Raw genomic sequence first — 20981 nt, forward strand, 5'->3', positions numbered from 1 at the left:
TATGTTCTTTGCGACAGTCGCAATCCATGAACGAGGCAAACCATGACCGGAACAATTCCCCATGTGAAACTGGCTTCGGGCATGCTCGTGCCAGCGCTCGGGCAGGGCACCTGGTATATGGGCGAAGATGCGCGGCAGCGACGACTGGAAGTCGAGGCACTGCAATGCGGTATCGAACTTGGCATGACGCTGATCGACACTGCCGAAATGTATGCCGATGGTGGCGCGGAAGAAGTGGTGGGCGAGGCGATCAAAGGTCATCGAGATGCCGTCTTTCTCGTCAGTAAAGTGTTGCCCTATAACGCCTCTCAAGAGGGTACGATTGAAGCGTGTGAGCGTAGTCTCATGCGGCTTGGCACAGAAAAGATTGATCTTTATCTCTTGCATTGGCGTGGGCGGTATCCGCTGGAGGAGACCTTGTCTGCCTTTGAAAAATTGCAGCAGGCGGGCAAGATCGGTGCATGGGGTGTCAGTAATTTCGATGTTGCCGATATGAAAGAACTGATTGATCTAACAGGCGGGAAAGCGGCAGCCACCAATCAGATACTTTATAATTTGATCCGGCGTGGGGCAGAATTTGATTTGATGCTGTGGTGTGCAAGTCAGAAAATTCCGCTGATGGCTTATTCACCGATCGAACAAGGCAGGTTGTTGGGAAACAGTGTACTGCATGAAGTTGCCGATGAAGTCGGAGTTTCTCCAGCGGCTGTCGCGCTTGCGTGGACCATGCGCAATGGCAATGTGATTGCGATACCGAAGACATCAAAGCTCGGCCATGTTCGTGAAAATCGCAACGCGGCGGATATAAAGCTCACCGAAGAGCAACTGACTTTGCTGGATCGAACCTTCGCGCCACCAACGCGCAAAACAGCCTTGGAAATGTTGTAATCTATTTTATAAGAAACGACTTTAGTATATTGTTTTTAATGCTTTTATTTTTCTCCTGGAAGACTGTATTCCTTCCAGGAGAAGCTTCGTTGCGATTTAACTCGCAGCTTCCTGTCGAGAGTCGCGCTTTGCCTGAGCGACACTGGCGGCCTTTTTCAGGCGACCACGCTCCATTGGCCGGATGAGACTATCGGCCTTCTCGTTGGGTATATTTCGCATACCATGTCGCGCATGACGGGTATTAAAAGTCTTATCATTCTTTTCATTGGCTTTCTTCGTTGCCAGCGCTTTCTGCGCATTCGCAATCAGGTCATTGCTCGCCGACATGCTGCGGCGGCGATCAACTTCTGCGTTGATACGGCGCATCGCCATGGCCAGAACCGACACTTTTAGATGCGAACCGTCATCGGCCTTGGATGCGGAAGCACCACGCGCAACTGCCTTACCGCGCATTTCGCGGCGGCGCTGGTGGGCCTGATCACGTGCTTTGCTGCGGCGATCACGTAACAGCTTGGCCAGTTGTGAAAGCTCTGAATCAGGAACATCCTGAAGAAGCGGATGGTGTGATTTTTCTACCAGCTCTTTTTCCTCAGTGTTCAACGCACGAGCTTCTTCTTTTCGAGTTATGGCCATACAAATCTCCTTCCGATTTTCTCTCCTAGTTTGCATATAGGTCGATCGTTCGCGCGGGAAAGAGCGAGTGCTTACAGCTCAATCACTTTGACTGTTTGGGTTCACGTGAAGCGCCGGGATAGTGGCCTTCGGTTTCCAGATGCTTGACCATGGCTTTCAATTTATCCAGTGGCAGATGCTCAGCGCCAATTGTCTCACTTTTAAGAATACAGAGGTGGTTCAGAATTTCATCGAGCTTGGCTTGTGTCGCGCTTGCTTCGCGGTCCTGTGAATTCTGGATCAAAAACACCATCAGGAACGTAATAATCGTCGTTGAGGTGTTCACAACCAGCTGCCACGTATCAGAAAAGTCAAAAAAGGGACCACTTACACCCCAAATCAGGATGAACAGTGTCGCGAGAATAAAAGCAGCATAATGCCCGGCTAGTTCAGCTGCCTTCTCGCTTAGTTGTGTAAAAAACTGAGACATCATGTCCTCCCACAGTTTGTCTGAAAACGTTCCAGCGTGAGACCGGTTCCTTTTCGGGAACTATCGGCGCGGATTACCGTTGTTTCAGGAAGTGAAACGCGGAGGTAAAGCTATGGAAATTGTTGAAACACGTGTCAGTTCGCTTGGCGGGTTTGCGACCTACATGGTCGAATTCGTAACCGAGAGCGAAGAGAGAATTACGGTCAAGGTTGAGAATGATACGGGTAACGAGCTCGCACGGGATGTTGTGATACGCAAGGCAGCGCTCAAACTCGGAGAGGCCTTAAGTGTCGCCTGTACTGAGTGCGGTATTGAACCTGCAAGCTTGTTGACCACTCCAAGTGCGCGTCGGTCGGGCGACAAAACTGAGCTGGAGCGCCAGTTGGATGAAGGGCTGGAAGACACATTTCCAGCAAGCGATCCAGTATCGGTTACCAGCTCCACGATTGCTGGGTTTGCAGGCCCGAAGAACTGATAGGATATTAGTGCAATGAAGCCGGGCTCTTCGTCCGGCTTCTCAAGAGGCTCAGAAAATGAGTCTCTTTTCTTGTTTATCTATCTGATTGTGTTCATAGATTTCGGCGTTTGCCTTCCATGAGGTCAAGCACTGCGCGTGCGCAATCGAGCACATTAGAGCCGGGGCCGAATACAGCCGATACGCCGTGGTCGAACAGGTATTGATAATCCTGACGCGGGACGACACCGCCACAAACGACGATGATATTTTCGGCACCTTTTTTTCGAAGTGTATCTACGAGCTGGGGCAGCAGCGTCTTATGGCCAGCAGCCAAAGATGAAACGCCCAACACATGAACTTTGGCCTTGATGGCCATATCAGCTGCTTCTTCCGGCGTTTGAAACAGTGGACCAGCAAGCACTTCAAAGCCAATGTCACCGAAGGCTGACGCGATGACTTTCGCGCCTCGATCATGGCCATCCTGACCGAGCTTGGCCACCATAATACGGGGCTTGTCGCCCGTATGCTTGGAGAACTCTTCCAGACGTTCCACGAGCGTCAGATATTCCGGCTCGTTCTCGTAGGCTGCGCCGTAGACTTTTCTCACGACCTTAGGCACCGCAGTATGGTCACCAAAGGCGCTGCGCATGGCGTCGGAAATTTCGCCGACTGTTGCGCGGGCACGCGCTGCTTCAACCGCTGCTGCCAGAATATTTCCTTCGCCAGTTTTCGCCACCTTCTCCAGTTCAGCCAAGGCTCCTTCAACTCTTGCCCTGTTGCGTGTTTCTTTGATCCGGTTCAGGCGGACGATCTGGGATTGGCGAACTGCTGTGTTGTCGATGTCGAGAATATCGATTGGGTCTTCCTGTTCCAGACGGAACTTGTTGACGCCGACGATGACTTCTTCGCCTTTATCTACCGCAGCCTGTCGTCTGGTTGCGGCTTCCTCAATCAGACGCTTAGGCAGACCGCTTTCGACAGCCTTGGTCATGCCGCCTAAGCTTTCGACTTCCTCAATCAGGGCCCATGCTTTTTCTGCGAGTTCGTTGGTCAGGCTTTCGATGTAGTATGATCCAGCGAGTGGATCGACAACCTTGCTGACGCCGGTTTCGTTCTGCAAAATAAGCTGCGTGTTACGCGCGATGCGGGCGGAGAATTCTGTCGGCAAAGCAATGGCTTCATCGAATGAATTGGTGTGCAGTGATTGGGTGCCGCCGAGTGCTGCGGACATGGCCTCAAAAGCTGTGCGGACGATGTTGTTGTAGGGGTCTTGCTCCTGCAACGATACGCCGGATGTCTGGCAATGCGTGCGCAGCATTAGCGATCCGGGCTTCTTCGGGTCAAATTCTTTCATGATCCGCGACCAGAGCAGGCGGGCCGCACGCAGCTTGGCGATTTCCATAAAGAAGTTCATGCCGATGGCGAAGAAGAATGACAACCGCCCAGCAAATTCATCAACATTGAGACCTTTGTTGAGTGCCGCGCGTACATATTCGCGGCCATCCGCAAGAGTGAAAGCCAGTTCCTGCACTAACGTGGCGCCTGCTTCCTGCATGTGATAGCCGGAGATGGAGATCGAATTGAACTTCGGCATTTCGGTCGCGGTATAGGCGATGATATCGGCGATGATCCGCATAGATGGCTCAGGCGGATAAATATAGGTGTTGCGGACCATAAATTCTTTCAGAATATCGTTCTGAATGGTGCCGGAAAGCAGATCACGCGACACGCCTTGTTCTTCGCCCGCCACGATGAAATTGGCGAGGATCGGGATCACCGCGCCATTCATAGTCATGGAGACTGAGATTTTCTCAAGCGGGATGCCGTCGAAAAGGATTTTCATGTCTTCGACGGAGTCTATCGCCACGCCTGCCTTGCCGACATCGCCCTCAACGCGAGGATGATCACTGTCATAGCCGCGGTGAGTGGCGAGGTCGAAGGCCACCGACACGCCTTGCTGACCGGCAGCAAGGGCCTTGCGATAAAAGGTGTTGGAAGCCTCAGCGGTGGAGAAGCCCGCATATTGACGGATGGTCCACGGACGGCCCGCATACATGGTGGCGCGTGGGCCGCGTAAGAATGGCTCAAATCCGGGTAGGGTGCCGAGATGCCCGACCTGATCGAGGTCATCCTCGGTGTAGAGCGGTTTGACGTTTATGCCTTCAGGTGTGTGCCAGACAAGGCTATCTGCGGGGCGTTTCAGTTCCTTTTCGGCCAACGCCTCCCAATCCGTGCGGGTCTTCTGCGTCATTGGCTTATTCTCCATCCCATACGCTTTTCTCTCACCCAGTCTTTCGAGACGCCATCTTCGATAGCTCATCAGGATGAGGAAGAGAGCACGTAGCTATTCACCTTGAATAGCCGACTTTCAACCTGAACATGGCTCTTCAACCTAGGCAGTAGCCATTCACCCTGACGAGGCGCGAAGCGCTGTCTCGAAGGGTCACTCAAATTCCATAATGAGTTCATCGACCGCAAGGCTTGCGCCTTCCTCCGCAGCGATGCGTTTTACGGTAGCACGGCGTTCTGCGCGCAGCACGTTTTCCATTTTCATAGCTTCTACCGTGGCAAGTGGTTGGCCAGCCTCGACCGTCTCGCCATCCTTCACGAGCACAGAGGTTATGACGCCGGGCATCGGGCAAAGTAGCATCTTCGACGTATCGGGCGGCAGCTTGACGGGCATGAGTTTTGCCAGTTCTGCCACGCGTGGTAAGCGCACATGCGCAACGACATCCATGCCACGCCAGCGCAACCGCCAACCGGTTCTTGAACGCAAAACCTTTACGGCAACTGGCTTGCCGCCAACTGTGAATGATCCAAGCTGATTACCCGGATGCCAGTCGCTGGCGACCGGCAGGCTTAGCCCATCGACAAAGTTGATTGTCGTGCCGCCTTCGCCTTCAGCAATCCGGAAGGCCAAGCTGAAGCTACTGAATGTAACAACCCAGTCGGTTGCCACCGACTGCGCTTGTGTGGAAAGTCTGCCGGAAATTTGGCTGTTACGCTGCTCAACAACCATGTTGATTTGTGCTGCAACGGCTGCAAGCACGTGCGCGTCTTCTTCCGACACTGTGACGCCTGCAAACCCGTCGGGATATTCTTCCGAGATGAAGGCTGTGGTCAGTGCGCCAGCGCGAAAACGCGGATGATCCATAACCGCTGAAAGGAACGGCAGATTGTGGCCGATGCCTTCCACTTCAAACGCATCGAGCGCTTCGCCCATGGCGCCGATTGCGCTCAATCGATCTGGTCCCCATGTGCAGAGCTTTGCAATCATGGGGTCATAATACATTGAAATTTCGCCGCCCTCGAAGACGCCCGTATCGTTGCGGATGACACAGCCATTTTTGCTGTGACCTTCAACCGGAGGGCGATAGCGGGTCAGCCTGCCAATGGATGGCAGGAAGTTGCGATAGGGATCCTCGGCATATAGGCGGCTTTCTATGGCCCATCCATTAAGCTTCACATCGGCTTGTGTGATGCGTAGTTTTTCGCCCGACGCAACGCGTATCATTTCTTCAACCAGATCAATGCCGGTGATGAGTTCTGTAACCGGATGTTCAACCTGCAGGCGCGTATTCATTTCGAGGAAATAGAAATTGCGGTCGCCATCGACGATGAACTCTACGGTGCCCGCTGAGTAATAGCCAACCGCTTTGGAAAGCGCGACAGCCTGCTCACCCATGGCTTTTCGGGTTGCTTCATCGAGGAAAGGCGAAGGTGCTTCCTCAATGACCTTTTGATTGCGGCGCTGGATGGAGCATTCGCGTTCGCCCAGATAGATGACGTTGCCGTGTTGATCGCCAAGAACCTGAATTTCGATATGGCGCGGCTGAGTGACAAATTTTTCTATAAAGATGCGGTCATCGCCGAAGGAAGACTTGGCTTCATTGCGCGAGAGCTGGAAGCCTTCGCGGGCTTCTTCGTCGTTCCATGCAATGCGCATACCCTTGCCGCCGCCGCCAGCAGAGGCCTTGATCATCACCGGATAGCCGACTTTGCTTGCGATTTGGACCGCCTCGTCCGCATCTTCAATCAGCCCCATATGGCCCGGAACGGTGGAAACACCTGCTTCCGATGCGAGTTTTTTGGAGGTGATCTTGTCTCCCATGGCTTCAATCGCGTTCACCGGCGGTCCGATGAATGTGATATTGGCGGCTTTCAGCGCTTCGGCAAAACGTGGGTTTTCGGACAGAAACCCATAACCCGGATGTACGGCATCTGCGCCTGTTTCCTTGATTGCTGCCAGAATTTTATCGATGACGATATAGGACTGGTTTGAGGGCGCTGGTCCGATGTGTATGGCCTCGTCGGCCATTTTAACATGCAGCGCGTTACGGTCGGCATCGGAATAGACCGCGACCGTAGCAATGCCCATTTTCTTTGCCGTTTTGATAACCCGGCAAGCGATTTCGCCGCGATTGGCAATGAGGATTTTCTTTATCATTTTGTTCCCACTCATCGCTATCAAAGCGGAATTGTGTCGTGTTTTTTCCAGGGCGTGTTCTGGCTCTTGTTACGCAGAGCGGAGAAAGCGCGGGCGATGCGGCGGCGGGATGAATGCGGCATGATCACCTCATCAATGAAACCGCGTTCAGCCGCAACGAAAGGATTGGCAAAACGCTCCTCATATTCCTTCGTTCGGGCTGCAATCTTTTCAGTGTCACCAAGTTCGGAGCGATAAAGGATTTCGGTGGCACCCTTGGCACCCATGACGGCAATCTCGGCGGTGGGCCATGCATAATTCATGTCTGCGCCGATATGTTTGGAAGCCATCACGTCATAAGCGCCGCCATAGGCTTTACGGGTGATGAGTGTCACCATCGGAACGGTGGCCTGGCTATATGCAAACAATAGTTTCGCACCATGCTTGATCACGCCGCCATATTCCTGCGCTGTACCGGGCAAAAAGCCCGGAACATCGACAAGTGTCAGGATCGGAATGTTGAAAGCATCGCAAAAGCGCACGAAGCGTGCAGCTTTGCGCGACGAATCGATATCAAGGCAACCAGCCAGCACCATCGGTTGATTGGCGACGACACCAATGGTCTTACCCTCCATGCGAATGAAGCCGGTGATGATATTCTTGGCAAAAGCTTCCTGAATTTCGAAGAAGTCGCCTTCATCCGCCAGCGCAAGGATCAGCTCCTTCATATCGTAGGGCTTATTGGCGCTATCGGGGATCAGCGTGTCGAGCCGCATTTCGAGGCGCGCGGGATCGTCGTGGAAAGGGCGGGTAGGTGATTTTTCGCGATTGTTGAGCGGCAGGAAATCGAACAAAAGACGCACTTGTTCGAGTGTCTCGATGTCGTTTTCATAAGCGCCATCGGCAACAGAGGATTTCTGCGTATGCGTGCGTGCGCCACCAAGTTCTTCCGCCGTCACAATCTCATTGGTGACGGTTTTGACCACATCCGGCCCCGTCACGAACATGTAAGATGAGTCGCGCACCATGAAAATGAAGTCGGTCATGGCTGGAGAATAAACCGCGCCACCGGCACATGGTCCCATGATGACGGAAATCTGCGGAATAACGCCTGAAGCATCGGCATTGCGCTTGAAGACGTCAGCATAGCCCGCGAGCGATGCCACGCCTTCCTGAATACGTGCGCCACCAGAATCATTGAGGCCGATCACCGGCGCGCCGTTCTGTATCGCCATATCCATGATCTTGCAGATTTTCTGCGCATGGGTTTCGGACAGCGAACCGCCAAGAACGGTGAAGTCCTGACTGAACACATAGACTTGCCGGCCATTGATCGTGCCCCAACCGGTAACGACGCCATCGCCCGCGATTTTCTGCTTCTCCATGCCGAAGTCGGTGCAGCGATGCGTGACATACATATCAAACTCCTCGAACGTTCCCTCGTCGAGCAGCACTTCCAGTCTTTCGCGGGCAGTGAGCTTGCCTTTGCCGTGCTGGGCATCAATACGTTTTTGCCCGCCGCCAAGGCGCGCTTCCGTGCGACGTGCTTCAAGTTGTTCGAGAAGTTCCTGCATTCGCTATGCCTTTGGAAAGCTATGAAATTGCGGGTTGTTGTCTCAATGATTAGAGCCAGTATGCCGCATTCTGAAAGCTTGAAAAGGTGTGGCTGTGTAATTTATAAATTTGCAAATAGCGAAATGCGAATTTGCAAACATGGCACCGAGAAAACTTTACGTTGGCAGAAAGATCCGTGAGATACGCGAGCAGCATCGGACAACCCAGTCCGGTTTTGCTGAACGCTTAGGTATTTCAACGAGTTATCTGAACCAGATCGAGAACAATCAGCGGCCGGTTTCAGCTGCTGTTTTGCTGGCGCTCGCCGAGAACTACCAGATCGACATTGGTGCGATTTCACTGGGCGATGATGATCGTTTGTTATCCGCTGTATCAGAAGCCTTGGCTGATCCTGTCTTTGATAATTACAAGCCAAATTTACAGGAACTGAAGCTGATCACGCAGAATGCGCCGGGACTGGCGCATGCGCTGATCGCTTGTCATCAGGCCTATCGGCGCAACAGCGAGCAATTGGCAAGCCTCGATAATCAGCTTGGGCGCGCGCCGTCAGTCGCCGAGCCAGCACCTTATGAAGAAGTGCGCGACTTTTTCCATTTTATCGACAATTACGTCCATGAGATTGATATTGCCGCAGAAAAGCTTGCTGAGAAGCTCGACATTCCAGCGCGGGATATTGGCTTGGCGCTGCCGCAATATATGGAAAGTCATCACCGGGTGCGCGTTGCCCGCGCTGATCCGGATGAGGCTATTCTGCGCCGTTTCGACCCTGAAACCCGCATTCTCTACCTCAATCCTTATTCGCCCGCTTCAACACGAAATTTTCAGATCGCATTTCAGATTGCAGAACTGGAAATGGAGGAAACCGTTACAGCAATTGCGAAGCGTGCAGATTTTCGCTCTACAGAAGCTGTCGAAATTTGCAAAATTGGACTACGCAATTATTTTGCTGGCGCGCTGATGCTGCCCTATCAGAACTTTTTGTCGGCTGCGAAAGAGCTACGGCATGATCTGGAATTGCTGGCGTCACGTTTTGGAGCCAGCCTTGAACAGGTCGCGCATCGGCTGAGCACCTTGCAGCGCTCCGGCCAGCGCGGCGTGCCTGTGTTTTTTGCGCGTATCGATCGGGCGGGAAATATTACCAAGCGTCACAGTGCGGCAAAGCTGCAATTTGCGCGCTATGGCGCAGCCTGTCCGCTGTGGAATGTGCATCAGGCGTTTGAGACGCCGGGGCGTATTATCCGGCAGCTTGCGGAAACGCCGGACGGTGCACGCTATCTTTGTGTCGCGACAGAACTCACGAAGAGCGAAGGCGGTTTCAATGCCCCACAGCGCCGCTATGCCATAGCACTTGGCTGCGAGGTGACTCATGCGCAGGACTTTGTCTATGCCGATGGGCTCGATATCGCCACGCGCTCTGCTTTTGACCCAATAGGGGTTTCTTGCCGCATATGCGAACGCGCTGAATGCGTTCAGCGCGCTGTCCCTCCACTCAAAAGCCGCATATCGGTCGATCATGACCGCCGTGGTATTCTGCCCTACAAGCTTTTATGAAATCAAAAGCCTGCATGTTCCTTGAGGAATTCGGCTTCATCATGCGTGGTGTCGCGCCCCAGCACCTTATTGCGGTGCGGGAAGCGGCCGAAGCGTTCGATAATGTCGTGATGCTGACGCGCAAAGCCGAGTGAGGATTCGTCGCCCAGCTTTTCGTAAAGATCGACACAGCGCTTCTGATCACTCAGGTGTTCGCTATGCATGAAAGGCAGATAGAAAAACTGCCGCTGTTCAGCGGACAGTTTGCGATCGAAATCGTGGTCGAGCGCTTGTGCTGCCACATCACGTGCAAGGCCATCGCTTTCAAATGAGCGCGGAGAGCCACGGAACATATTGCGTGGAAACTGATCGAACAGAATGGTCAGCGCGAGTGCGCTTTCCGGCAGTTGTTTCCAGTCTTCGAGCTTGTCAGCGCGCGCGTCTTCATAAGCAGCCAAAAACTTTTCGCGAATTTCCGCGTCGATTTCGTCGCTCTTGGTGAACCAGTTTTCCCGCATCTTTGCGGAGAACCAGAATTCGAGAACGTCTTGGGGTTGAATGGCCATGGCTGCCTCTTTCCGGGTTATGGTGTCTGGTTTGGAGTATCAGGTTGCGGGCAGGGCGGTTCGCCCTTGAAATTGCGCGATGCGCAAGCGAATCGGTCGAACCCTTTGCCCGCATCCATTGCCGCTTTTCCAGCACCGCAGCCGGAAAGAACAGCCAGCGAAATCAATAGGAAAACTTTAGTCATCTGAAGTGTTTCCGGTTTCAATATTGATGCCAATAATAGGCATCGCGGTGCATAGCGGCAATAGAGCGGTTCCGATTAAAACGAGGTGTTGAACCGCTCTAATTATTTGTCTTTACGCGCAACTTCTCCGAAAACTGTTTCACACCTATTTGGACGCGCTTTAGATACAGATATTTGTAATCAACCGCGACCACGATAATTGGGTACTGACTGTTCAGGAATCCAAACATTCTGAGGTGCTGCGCCCGTTTGATAAAACACATCAATCGGGATCCCACCGCGCGGATACCAGTAGCCGCCAATGCGCAGCCACTCAGGCTGAAGCAGTTCGACCAGACGTTTACCAATTGTCACGGTGCAGTCTTCATGGAACGCACCATGGTTGCGGAAAGAAAACAGGAAAAGTTTGAGCGATTTGCTTTCAACCAGCCATTCTCCGGGCACATAATCGATCATCAGATGTGCGAAGTCTGGCTGTCCGGTCATGGGGCAGAGCGAGGTGAATTCAGGTGCTGTGAAGCGAACACAATAGGGTGTTCCTGCTTGCGGATTTGCAACGCGTTCAAGAACAGCCTCTTCAGGTGATTGTGGAACTGCCGCGGTTGATCCAAGCTGCTTTAAATCGGAATATATCGTCTTTTCAGACATTTGCGTGCCTTTATGAAAGCCACGGTGCAGTCTTCACGCGTGCATATCACGCGTTTGTCCTTGTTTTAACCGGGTAGGCTGCGACCGGTGGCAGATAGCCAATGGCTCCGATTAGCAGCGTTGATGTCGTGGGTAAAGCCCATAAGAAAACCCGCGCTGTGGAGCGCGGGTTAGTCAGGAGGAGTCTTATCAGAATTAGCGGCGATCAGATAAAGCGCAGCCAATCGCTACACCGATCAAGATGCCCAAGATGCCAGCAGTACCAAATAGGGTCGTTGCTGTGCCGGGATTTTCCTTAACCGTTTCTGCCACTGCCTGACCGCGTTCACGGACTGCCTGCGCTGCATGGCGGAACCGACCGGATGCATCATCTAGAGCGTCTTCGGCGGTATCTCTAAAGTCGCTTGTGCGTGATGCCAAAGACTTTGACAGACGTTTCAGCTCACCGCGCAATTCAGAAACCTGTTGTTCCAGAGCCTGCTGAACGTCGTTAGCTGTTTTGTTATCGGCCATTTCAAACCTCCGTTGGAATTGATGCTGATAAAACGCTCATGCATCGGTTTGGTTCCAATGGGGAAAACAGAAGGTCGGGCGTTAGCTTCCGGTCTTTTTTGAAAAGAACGGCAGAAGGCTAAGGCCACGGCCGATAAAAACGCCACCGATTGCACCCACTGCTTTGAAGACAAAGTCTGCGAATTCTCCATGACGACCCGGAGCTAAGCGTTGAAGCAACTCAAACATGCCTGCGCATCCGACAGTCAATAACAAAACGGCGATCCAGTGGCGTGGATAGGCGAGCGCAAACAGAAAACCGACAAGAACAAAAGCTGCGAAACGTTCAACATCAGCCGGTTCACCGGTAATGGGTCGAAATTGGATCGGGCTTATCGTCACGATAAGAATTATTGCCAGAACCAGCCACGCGGCAAGGCGCAAAAGTCGCGTCATTAAACAAAGGGCCTTCTATTCTGCCGTGTAATTTCCGACAGGTTCGTCCTGATTAGGATCGCCGCAACGCTGATACATCCGATCAGTTATCGTCTTTTTCCATTCATTGCCAAATGGCAATTCATAATGTGCGATAACATCGACACCCATACACCATTTAACGTTCTCCGGAGAGAGACCATAATTGGTTTCGAGGAAGCCAATGGCATAGTTTATGCCTTCTTCGCAATCACCCGTTGTGCAGAAGTTGCCATCTCTCGCCAACTGACGGATCGAACCTTCGCCGATCTTCTGGACAACAGGTTCAACCGCAAAAGGTGCCGCACCGGCAAGCGCAACAATAACCAGTCCAATAAGGGTATATTTTATAGAACGCCGCATGAATCGCTGTCAGTTACCAATCCTGTTGTCACTTCATAACGCATGAGCGGCACTATGATGGCAAGGCTGTGTGATAAATGTGGTGGCTACTTATAGGCAATATTAGCGAATGTGACGGTTTAATATTGACTTTTACGTAAAGGCGGTTGCACAACATTTGCCTGCATATTGCAAGACTGGGATGTCGTAGTGCGCGAATATTATACGATCACGGAGCTGACGCGGGAATTCGGGATATCAACCCGGACACTGCGTTTTTATGAGGATGAGGGGTTGATAGCGCCTGTACGGCGTGGTCGCACGCGCTTGTTCAGGCCGTCTGATCGGCATCTTCTCAAGCAAATCATGCGCGGAAAGCGCCTTGGGTTCTCGATCGCCGAGATCCATGAAATCGTGCAGATGTATCGTGAGCCACCGGGTGAAACTGGCCAGCTCAAGTTACTGATGAAGCGTGTTGAGGAAAAACGAGGCGATCTTCGGCAGAAGCGTCGTGATATTGATGAGACGCTTGCCGAGCTTGATCAGGTGGAAGAAGCCTGCATTGAGCGTTTGGCAGAACTTGGTGTTTCCACCTGATTTAAAGCACATCCCGAAAAGTGTGAAACGGTTTTCGGGAAAGGTGCGCGATACAGCAAAGAATTAAAGCGCAGATCTGATAAAATCAGAACGAAATGCGTTCTAAGGCTGGCTATCTGGCACAGGTGAGCAGATTTCCGCGATTTGCAGAACTGTGCTGTTGTTGTTCTGGTCAGCTTTTCCGCTGAAGACATCGTCAAACAGCTTTGCCTTGTCGAGTTCACTGACAACGCAACCACAAAATTGAGCACAGAGCGCCTCGCTGCCATTCTGCATGCAGGATGATACGCAAGATTGTGTGAACGCTTCACGTGGCGCTGGTCGTGCAGGTGGCATGATCTGAGAAAAGACAAAGACCAACCCGATCAACACCGGCTGGTGGATCAGATAGAATGCGAGGCTATGGCGACCGATGAAAGTCAGTGGTTTTTGCAGAAAACGCGGTGTTATTCCGCTTGAAAGCACTGACAGCCAGTTGAAGCGCTCGAAGATGCGCGCCGCCGCAATACCAAGCAAAACAGCGCCAAACCATGGAAACAGTGGCACATAATCATTGGAACGTGGTGGGACTGTTGAAAGTCCGACCCAGGCAAGCCACATCTGGTTGAAAATATCAGACTGTGCGTAAAGCGGCGCTGTAATGACAAAGGCTGCGACTATGAGAGTTACAACGGCAGGCAGGCGCAGGAACAGCAGGCCAAGCACACTTGCCAGCGCAATTTGGTGCAAAATACCGAAGAAAATGAAGCTATCCGGCGACATATAATATGTTACCGCTGAAATCACAGCCGCTGCTGCCACTATCTGCAACAGACGTTTTCCTACAGCATTCCAGCGAATGGCGCGGCCATGTGCGAGAACGAGGCTAAAACCTACCAGAAACAGGAAGCTTGATGCGATGCAGCGGGCAAAGAGTTTCCATCCACCATGCGCGGTGGTGGCTGGCGCCATATAGCCGAAAAACTCAAGGTCCCAGCCGAAATGATAGATCGCCATCGCAATGAGCGCTAGACCACGCGCTATATCGATGCGCTCCAGCCGCTGACGGCGTGAGGGCGTACCAGTCATCTCAACATTGCTCTGCATATCACGTCCTGGGCATTGGAAATTCGAGTCAGGCAGGTTTTTATCACATGCGATTGCACGGCTATAGTATGTCAGAGAATCGGATTCGTTCGGATTGGATTGAACTGTGAAGTTTGTCGGCGGAGATTGTGTTGTTTTTCAGTGTTTCAAAGCTATTCTGGCTGTTTTTCCAGCCTCTGACCATCATCTTCGTATTTCTGCTGCTCACACTTTTATTGATTTGGGCAGGGTTTAGAAAACTTGGCCTCGCAACGCTAGTTATTGGCGCTGTTGTCTTGTTTATCAGTGCGTACACAACGCTTGGTTCTGTGCTTCTCGCCCCGCTGGAAGATCGCTTTCCTAAACAGACAGAGCTGCCGCAACGTATCGACGGTATCGTGGTGTTGGGCGGTTACATGAACGGGGATATCAACGCTGGTAGACCGGGATTTGAGCTCAATAGCGCTGCCGACCGTATATTCGAAACAATGCGACTTGCCCGGTTATACCCTGATGCAAAGGTTATTGTATCGGGCGGAGACGGTGCTTTTTTTGAAGAAGCTGTGCCCGAAGCTGATAGCACACGCAGGATGCTGGCTGATCTCGGTTTCGCGGGGGACCGCTTCATTTTCGAGAACAAGTCACGCAATACGGTAGAGAATGCCGAGTTTTCAAAGACACTGGCACAGCCAAAGCCCGGCGAAACATGGCTTCTTGTGACATCGGCATATCACATGCCGCGTTCGATCGGATGTTTCCGCAAGGCCGGTTTCGATGTCGTTGCTTGGCCGGTCGATTACAAGACACCGGCAAAAGAGAGTTTTTCTCTCTATCTCGAATCGCCAAATGAGGCCTTGTCTCGTTTTAGTGTGGCAATGCGCGAGTGGGTGGGGCTGACTGCATACTGGCTAACCGGTAAGACAGATATGCTGTTGCCTCAACCCTGATGCCGCATTTCTGCCGTGACTTTAAAGCTTTTGTTAAGCATACGTGTTGTTAAGGTTCTGATACTAAAACAGTTTTTGAAACGCCGTGAAGCAAGGCGGGTAAAAGCGCCGCATTTCTGCCATTTTTCACAGTTGCGTTTCATCGGCTTCAGGATTATATCTCCGGTAACAGCGTTGTGAAGGACGCTGATTATAAGAGTTGCACAACAAGGTTGTAAAAAATCTCCATGGACGAAACCGTTCAAAAATCCTGCTGGGGCGTTACGCTCTGGGCAGTCGTTGGCCTCGCTACCATCATTCTCATGGCCTACCTTTTCTCCGCTTGATACAGGCGTGATAATTTTTGAAAAGTTGAATGGCTTTTCGGATCGAGCTTCCCATTGAACATCGACAGAGCAGACGTTTGCATTCGCACAAGAACGCGACGTGCTGTGGTATTGCGTAAACCGGAAATTTAATGCCGCATTTCGGCATTCTGTTGGCGTTGCTCCTCTCCTACACTATCTGATAATGGTGTAATATTATTGCGTGTGTCTGATGAGCGCATGCATGTTAGAGCGTCGTGCACCTTGTAGGGCGCACAAAGGACGCTCTTAACTGTTGAATCACGCATCGTGCTATCCAAAAATCGATTCTGATTTTTGGGCCGATACAGTAGATTGCACTACCCGTTTGTGGGTCGGAATAGGTGTAGAATGTTTCTGTCGGTATTCGATCTCTACAAGATTGGCATTGGGCCTTCGAGTTCACACACGATGGGCCCGATGACGGCCGCTCACATGTTTCTCGATGAGCTGATCAGCGACAATTGGCCGAAGCCAGCCAATGCCAAGGTTTATCGACTAAAGGCCAGCCTTCATGGCTCGCTCGCGTATACCGGCGTTGGACACGCGACAGATCGCGCCGTGGTTCTTGGTCTTTGTGGCTACACACCTGATTCGATCGATCCCGATATCATGGACAGCGAAGTCGAAAAGGTTTCACGCGCGAAGACTGTGCAGCCTGCCGGTCATCCGGCTTATCAGTTTGATCCCAACACGGATCTGGTTCTTGATCGTAAAACACCTTTGCCAGGTCATGCCAATGGCATGGCTTTCGAGGCTTATGATCGTAGTGACCGTCTGTTGCTCCGCCGCGTCTACTTTTCGATCGGTGGTGGTTTTGTTGTCACAGCAGAAGAAATGAGCCGTGTGCAGACCAGTGGCGGAAAGCGCGAGGAAACGGCTGATGTGCCTTATCCATTCAACAATGCTGCTGAAATGCTGGAGATGGCGCGCGCGAGCGGCCTTTCGATAGCTGACATGAAGCGCGCCAATGAAGAATGCCATATGTCTTGCCTTGATCTGGATGAAGGTCTGGATCGTATCTGGGGTGCAATGCGTGGCTGCATCGAGCGTGGATTGAGCCGCGATGGTATCATGCCGGGCGGTTTGAAGGTTCGCCGCCGCGCCCGCCAGCTTTTTGAACGGCTGGAAGACGATTGGCGCAACAACAAGGTCAATCCGTTGCTCGCCAATGACTGGCTGTCTGTTTATGCGATGGCGGTCAATGAAGAGAATGCGTCAGGTGGTCGTGTTGTGACTGCACCGACCAATGGTGCAGCGGGCGTTGTGCCTGCGGTTCTGCGTTATTATTTGCATTTCCACGACGATGCCGATGAGAAGGGCATTCGCGATTTTCTGCTGACGTCTGCGGCTATCGGTGGTGTGATCAAGCACAATGCGTCTATTTCGGGCGCAGAAGTCGGTTGTCAGGGTGAGGTCGGTTCGGCGTCGGCTATGGCAGCAGCCGGTCTTGCAGCCGTTCTTGGTGGTTCTCCGGAGCAGATCGAGAATGCTGCTGAAATCGCTCTTGAGCATCATCTTGGCATGACCTGCGATCCTGTGGGCGGACTTGTTCAGGTTCCTTGCATAGAGCGCAATGCGCTGGGCGCTGTTAAAGCTGTCACTGCTGCATCGTTGGCAGTTAAAGGCGATGGTCAGCATTTTGTGCCGCTTGATGCTTGTATCGAAACCATGCGTCAGACAGGTCATGATATGAGCGAACGTTACAAGGAAACCAGTCAAGGCGGTTTGGCTGTCAATGTGGTTGCCTGCTGAGGATAACGTTCTTATCACTTGAAGCTCTTATTCAGCTTGGCTAAATCAGCTCCATGGCACTTAATCTCGTCAAACTCTGCGTCGGCTGCGACAGCATCGAAGATCTCGCGGCCTGGATTGATTTCAGGCTGGCCGAGCAGCGTGCTGCCGAGCTCGTTCCAGAACAGTTTCACACCACACGAATGGTTCCCAAGCGTGTCGATGAACTACTGGAAGGTGGTTCGCTCTACTGGGTGATCAAGGGCAATGTGCAATGCCGTCAGCGCCTGCTGGATATCCGCCCTTTTACCGATGAGCAGGGTATTAACCGCTGTCATCTTATGCTCGAGCCAAAGATCTACCCGACCCAATGGCAGCCGCGGCGTGCGTTTCAGGGCTGGCGCTATCTCGCTGAAAATGAGGTTCCGCTGGATGAAGCTGCCGGAAAATCGGGTAGGGCAGCTTTGCCGTCCGAGCTGCGGCAGGAGCTTGCAGCACTGGGTTTGCTCTAACAACGATAAGCCCCGGATGTCTGAGGCTTATCGCATATTTGAAACCTTATAACGATGCTAAAGGCTCGTTACGTTGGTTTTCTACTTAGGTTATTTCTTATTGTTGTCGCTGCTGTGATCCTGCGTAGCTCCCAAAATGCAGAATGGCTTTAACAACCCTTTTTCTTCACATTTCCGCTCACGTTCACACATTGCAGGGTCAGTAGCCATAGAACATGCGTTAGCCATCCCTGTACTAAATGAAGCGATAGCAACGGTAATAATAAAAATATTCTTTGTCATGAAAACTCCTTTTTACAAGGCGGCTTAATTTCATGAGTTCACGTTCGGTGCAATTACTACTTTTAATTAATTAGTTAATCGCAACGTAAAGATAGCAGTTAATAGTGACCGATATAATATTCAACATTGCAACTTGTCATCGGTCAGTAATTTTTACTCTGAAAGACGAAGTTTTATGAAAAAATAGGCCCGCCATAAATGGCAGGCCTATTTGTGTTAGCTTGTAACGTCCTCAGCTTTCGATGGTGAGACGTACTGAAACTTTGTCTGATGTGACCGGTAAGGTCATACGCATCATTGTGCGCGGCTGCATCATGCGGCGGTTGCGAGCGGCATGGCTTACCAGTAATCCAACCAGATCGCGGGTATGGAAACCTTTGCCGTGACGCACGTCCGCAATGCGAATCGCCGCCTGCTTCAAAGCCTGAACAGAAAACAGGGAACCCAGACCTGAGGGACGAGGTGCCTGTTCGGCCCATGTACTGGACTTCAGGGCATATTGTCCGATTGGTTCATTCATATTCGACATCTCGAAACCCTCTACGCAATACAAATTTCGGGTTTAAAGCGGTGCAAGAGAGGTATCCCTCCTGCGTTCGGATTGTTCTCTTGTCGCATCGTCCCATGCAAAACCGCTTCGCGCTTTTGCTGGAAATGCTTTTAGTTTGCGACTGCGTAGCAGCCAAAGTTCTTCTTTTTCAGTGATGCGCATGCATCCCATGCAGCCTGCTTCGAGGAGAAGCCAACAAAGCGTGCACGGTAGAAAGTGGAGCTGCCCTTGGTGAAGGTTTCTGTATAAGGCGATGCAGAGCGCAACGAACCACCAACCGAAGCCGAAGCTTTGGCGAGCATGTCGCGTGCCTGACCTTCACTTGGAAGCGAGCCGACCTGGATTGCCCAGCCACCGCTTGCAGGGGCCGATGCAGTCGTAACGGGATCAATGTCGTGAGCCGGTGCGGCGGGAACCGCTGCCTTTGGCGTGGGGCGAACCGCTGCTTGCGCTGCCATTGCTGCTGGACGCTGCGTTGGTGCTGCGAGAGCCAGAACCTGTGGCTGATCGACGTCGCCTTCACCGCTTTCGTTGTTGATGACGTCAGCAACTTCATTGATTTGACGTGCAACCGGAACCGGCGCATTACGTGCCTTTGGAAGATCGACAGATGCAACGACCTGTGGAACTTCACCGCGCATTGCGACGAGTGGTTCGGAAACACGGCCACGCGTGGCTGCAGGCAGATACTTGCGGATTAGCTGGGTCATGTGGGCGTCACGGCTTGCGCCAGTGTTACCACCCATGACAACCGCAACCAGACGACGGCCATCGAGATTGACCGAAGAGGCAAGGTTGTAGCCGGATGCATTGGTGTAACCGGTCTTGATGCCGTCAACACCTTCAACGCGGCCGAGCAAACGGTTGTGGCCGTTGATTGTCTGACCACGGAATACGAAATTGCGGCGCGAGAAATATGAGAATTCCTGCGGGAAATGCTGACGAAGCGCAATGCTGAGGATTGCCATGTCGCGGGCAGTGGTCTGCTGGGACATGTTTGGCAGGCCAGATGCGTTGCGGAATGTGGTGTTGCTCATGCCAAGACGACGGGCTTTGGTCGTCATCATCTGGGCGAAACGTTCTTCAGAACCACCGAGGAATTCGCCGGATGCCGTGGCAACGTCATTGGCAGACTTTGTCACCATGGCAAGGATGGCATCTTCAACGCGAATGCTCTGACCCGGCTTGAAGCCGATCTTTGTCGGAGGACGTGCGGCAGCATAGGCGGAGATCGGAATGCGGGTATCTTTGTTGATGCGACCGGATTTTATTGCTTCAAAAAGCATATACATGGTCATCATCTTGGTGAGCGACGCGGGATACCGCTTTGCGTCTGCATTGGATGCAAACAGCGTTTTACCTGTGTTCGCGTCAATCACGATCGCGGCATACCGATCGCTAGCTGCAACGGCTGGCACTGTTGTAGAGGCTGTGGAACAGCCTGTTACGACAGCGAGAAGAAGGGTGGCTTGCGCCGCTCTTTTCAAGGCGTATGCGACTTTACTGAATGCGGTACGCACGATGATGACCTGCCTGTATCCCGGTTTTTTTGAACTGCGGCGCAAAGGGCACACAGCAATCTAATTCCGTGACCTTACTGTCATCAGCGTTACCAATCCGTTTATGGTAACCGACTTATTCATAAAATTTGAAAAAAATTGCCTGTCAGATTTTTCGGCTGAGCCGTGAATTTTGCTGAAGCGACATGGTTTGCCTTTCGGGGACTGGAATTTCCCGATAAACTTATCGAGATAATTGTGCCAATGCTGCAGCTTGCAATAAGTCTCGGTTGCAAGTGTCGTCGAAGGGCTTAAAATCACCGCATGACGCCCTACATATATGGGCAAGCAGGCAGATAGTAAGGTCCAGATGTCTGGGCCAGGAACTGGGCATTGGGTGATAGTTTTCATGCGGCATTCTAATCCAGTCATGCAGAGCAAGACCAACGGCGGGAACGGACCGGATAACGGTACCGTGGTGGTCACGCGTACGCAGCCGAAAACAAAGAAGCCAAGCCTCTATCGCGTCCTGCTTCTCAATGATGACTATACTCCCATGGAGTTTGTCATTCATGTCCTGCAACGTTTTTTTCAAAAGAACATGGACGATGCGACGCGTATAATGTTGCATGTTCATAACCACGGTGTCGGCGAGTGCGGCGTATTTACATACGAAGTTGCTGAGACCAAGGTTAGTCAGGTCATGGATTTTGCCCGCCAAAACCAGCATCCATTACAATGTGTAATGGAGAAAAAGTGAGGTCAT

At 52.1% G+C, this 20981-nt stretch carries 23 protein-coding genes; 8 read left to right on the forward strand and 15 right to left on the reverse strand.

What is annotated here, in order from left to right:
- Window positions 1-42: 42 nt before the first annotated feature.
- Complete coding sequence (locus QBD00_RS02920) at window positions 43-888, forward strand: aldo/keto reductase (protein ID WP_318578597.1); 846 nt, start codon at window positions 43-45, stop codon at window positions 886-888.
- A gap of 96 nt (window positions 889-984) precedes the next feature.
- Here QBD00_RS02920 and QBD00_RS02925 read toward each other — a convergent pair whose 3' ends face one another.
- Both QBD00_RS02925 and QBD00_RS02930 read right to left on the reverse strand, forming a co-directional pair.
- Complete coding sequence (locus tag QBD00_RS02925) at window positions 985-1521, reverse strand: hypothetical protein (protein WP_095446787.1); 537 nt, start codon at window positions 1519-1521, stop codon at window positions 985-987.
- 82 nt (window positions 1522-1603) lie between these two features.
- On the reverse strand, window positions 1604-1990 hold the full coding sequence (locus QBD00_RS02930) for a low affinity iron permease family protein (RefSeq protein WP_318578598.1): 387 nt from the start codon (window positions 1988-1990) through the stop codon (window positions 1604-1606).
- 112 nt (window positions 1991-2102) lie between these two features.
- On the opposite strand from QBD00_RS02930, the gene QBD00_RS02935 reads away from it, so the two are divergent.
- Window positions 2103-2465 carry a hypothetical protein gene (locus QBD00_RS02935; protein WP_318578599.1) on the forward strand — a complete coding sequence of 121 codons (363 nt, stop codon included), beginning with the start codon at window positions 2103-2105 and terminating at the stop codon, window positions 2463-2465.
- 94 nt (window positions 2466-2559) lie between these two features.
- Here the strand turns inward: QBD00_RS02935 and scpA are convergent, their stop codons facing one another.
- From scpA to QBD00_RS02950, 3 genes are all read right to left on the reverse strand, one after another.
- Window positions 2560-4698, reverse strand: coding sequence for a methylmalonyl-CoA mutase (gene scpA, locus QBD00_RS02940; RefSeq protein ID WP_318578600.1), 2139 nt, complete (start codon window positions 4696-4698; stop codon window positions 2560-2562).
- Between the two features lie 192 nt (window positions 4699-4890).
- A complete protein-coding gene (locus tag QBD00_RS02945) occupies window positions 4891-6894 on the reverse strand; it encodes an acetyl/propionyl/methylcrotonyl-CoA carboxylase subunit alpha (RefSeq protein ID WP_318578601.1) in 2004 nt (667 codons plus the stop codon).
- A gap of 20 nt (window positions 6895-6914) precedes the next feature.
- Window positions 6915-8447 (reverse strand): acyl-CoA carboxylase subunit beta, encoded by a 1533-nt coding sequence (locus tag QBD00_RS02950; RefSeq protein ID WP_318578602.1) that lies wholly within the window; start codon window positions 8445-8447, stop codon window positions 6915-6917.
- Between the two features lie 139 nt (window positions 8448-8586).
- On the opposite strand from QBD00_RS02950, the gene QBD00_RS02955 reads away from it, so the two are divergent.
- Window positions 8587-9999 (forward strand): XRE family transcriptional regulator, encoded by a 1413-nt coding sequence (locus tag QBD00_RS02955; protein WP_318578603.1) that lies wholly within the window; start codon window positions 8587-8589, stop codon window positions 9997-9999.
- Window positions 10000-10001: 2 nt separating this feature from the next.
- Here QBD00_RS02955 and QBD00_RS02960 read toward each other — a convergent pair whose 3' ends face one another.
- From QBD00_RS02960 to QBD00_RS02985, 6 genes are all read right to left on the reverse strand, one after another.
- Window positions 10002-10544, reverse strand: a complete 543-nt coding sequence (locus QBD00_RS02960; protein WP_095446781.1) for a DUF924 family protein — start codon at window positions 10542-10544, stop codon at window positions 10002-10004.
- 17 nt (window positions 10545-10561) lie between these two features.
- A complete protein-coding gene (locus tag QBD00_RS02965) occupies window positions 10562-10729 on the reverse strand; it encodes a hypothetical protein (protein WP_167388300.1) in 168 nt (55 codons plus the stop codon).
- Window positions 10730-10909: 180 nt separating this feature from the next.
- A complete protein-coding gene (gene queF, locus QBD00_RS02970; protein ID WP_318578604.1) occupies window positions 10910-11377 on the reverse strand; it encodes a preQ(1) synthase in 468 nt (155 codons plus the stop codon).
- 195 nt (window positions 11378-11572) lie between these two features.
- Entirely contained in the window at window positions 11573-11890 is a 318-nt protein-coding gene (locus QBD00_RS02975; protein WP_095446779.1) for a DUF883 family protein, read from the reverse strand.
- 81 nt (window positions 11891-11971) lie between these two features.
- On the reverse strand, window positions 11972-12325 hold the full coding sequence (locus QBD00_RS02980) for a VanZ family protein (protein ID WP_095446778.1): 354 nt from the start codon (window positions 12323-12325) through the stop codon (window positions 11972-11974).
- 15 nt (window positions 12326-12340) lie between these two features.
- Window positions 12341-12706, reverse strand: a complete 366-nt coding sequence (locus tag QBD00_RS02985; RefSeq protein ID WP_318578605.1) for a hypothetical protein — start codon at window positions 12704-12706, stop codon at window positions 12341-12343.
- A 189-nt stretch (window positions 12707-12895) separates the two neighbouring features.
- On the opposite strand from QBD00_RS02985, the gene QBD00_RS02990 reads away from it, so the two are divergent.
- Entirely contained in the window at window positions 12896-13282 is a 387-nt protein-coding gene (locus QBD00_RS02990) for a MerR family transcriptional regulator (protein WP_024897062.1), read from the forward strand.
- A gap of 102 nt (window positions 13283-13384) precedes the next feature.
- On the opposite strand, the gene QBD00_RS02995 is transcribed toward QBD00_RS02990, so the two are convergent.
- Window positions 13385-14350, reverse strand: a complete 966-nt coding sequence (locus QBD00_RS02995; RefSeq protein WP_318578661.1) for a DUF1624 domain-containing protein — start codon at window positions 14348-14350, stop codon at window positions 13385-13387.
- Between the two features lie 149 nt (window positions 14351-14499).
- On the opposite strand from QBD00_RS02995, the gene QBD00_RS03000 reads away from it, so the two are divergent.
- From QBD00_RS03000 to QBD00_RS03010, 3 genes are all read left to right on the forward strand, one after another.
- A complete protein-coding gene (locus QBD00_RS03000; RefSeq protein WP_318578606.1) occupies window positions 14500-15294 on the forward strand; it encodes a YdcF family protein in 795 nt (264 codons plus the stop codon).
- A 695-nt stretch (window positions 15295-15989) separates the two neighbouring features.
- On the forward strand, window positions 15990-17393 hold the full coding sequence (locus QBD00_RS03005; protein ID WP_318578607.1) for an L-serine ammonia-lyase: 1404 nt from the start codon (window positions 15990-15992) through the stop codon (window positions 17391-17393).
- A 53-nt stretch (window positions 17394-17446) separates the two neighbouring features.
- Window positions 17447-17884 carry a DUF1489 family protein gene (locus QBD00_RS03010; protein WP_318578608.1) on the forward strand — a complete coding sequence of 146 codons (438 nt, stop codon included), beginning with the start codon at window positions 17447-17449 and terminating at the stop codon, window positions 17882-17884.
- Window positions 17885-17974: 90 nt separating this feature from the next.
- On the opposite strand, the gene QBD00_RS03015 is transcribed toward QBD00_RS03010, so the two are convergent.
- The 3 genes from QBD00_RS03015 to QBD00_RS03025 form a co-directional block, all read right to left on the reverse strand.
- Window positions 17975-18166, reverse strand: coding sequence for a hypothetical protein (locus QBD00_RS03015; RefSeq protein WP_318578609.1), 192 nt, complete (start codon window positions 18164-18166; stop codon window positions 17975-17977).
- A gap of 232 nt (window positions 18167-18398) precedes the next feature.
- Entirely contained in the window at window positions 18399-18695 is a 297-nt protein-coding gene (locus QBD00_RS03020) for a hypothetical protein (RefSeq protein ID WP_151093634.1), read from the reverse strand.
- Window positions 18696-18826: 131 nt separating this feature from the next.
- On the reverse strand, window positions 18827-20236 hold the full coding sequence (locus tag QBD00_RS03025) for a D-alanyl-D-alanine carboxypeptidase (protein ID WP_318578610.1): 1410 nt from the start codon (window positions 20234-20236) through the stop codon (window positions 18827-18829).
- 388 nt (window positions 20237-20624) lie between these two features.
- On the opposite strand from QBD00_RS03025, the gene clpS reads away from it, so the two are divergent.
- Complete coding sequence (gene clpS / locus QBD00_RS03030; RefSeq protein ID WP_024897070.1) at window positions 20625-20975, forward strand: ATP-dependent Clp protease adapter ClpS; 351 nt, start codon at window positions 20625-20627, stop codon at window positions 20973-20975.
- The last annotated feature ends 6 nt before the right edge of the window (window positions 20976-20981 follow it).

It is taken from the genome of Ochrobactrum sp. AN78, from assembly GCF_029909885.1.
Taxonomy (GTDB): domain Bacteria; phylum Pseudomonadota; class Alphaproteobacteria; order Rhizobiales; family Rhizobiaceae; genus Brucella; species Brucella quorumnocens.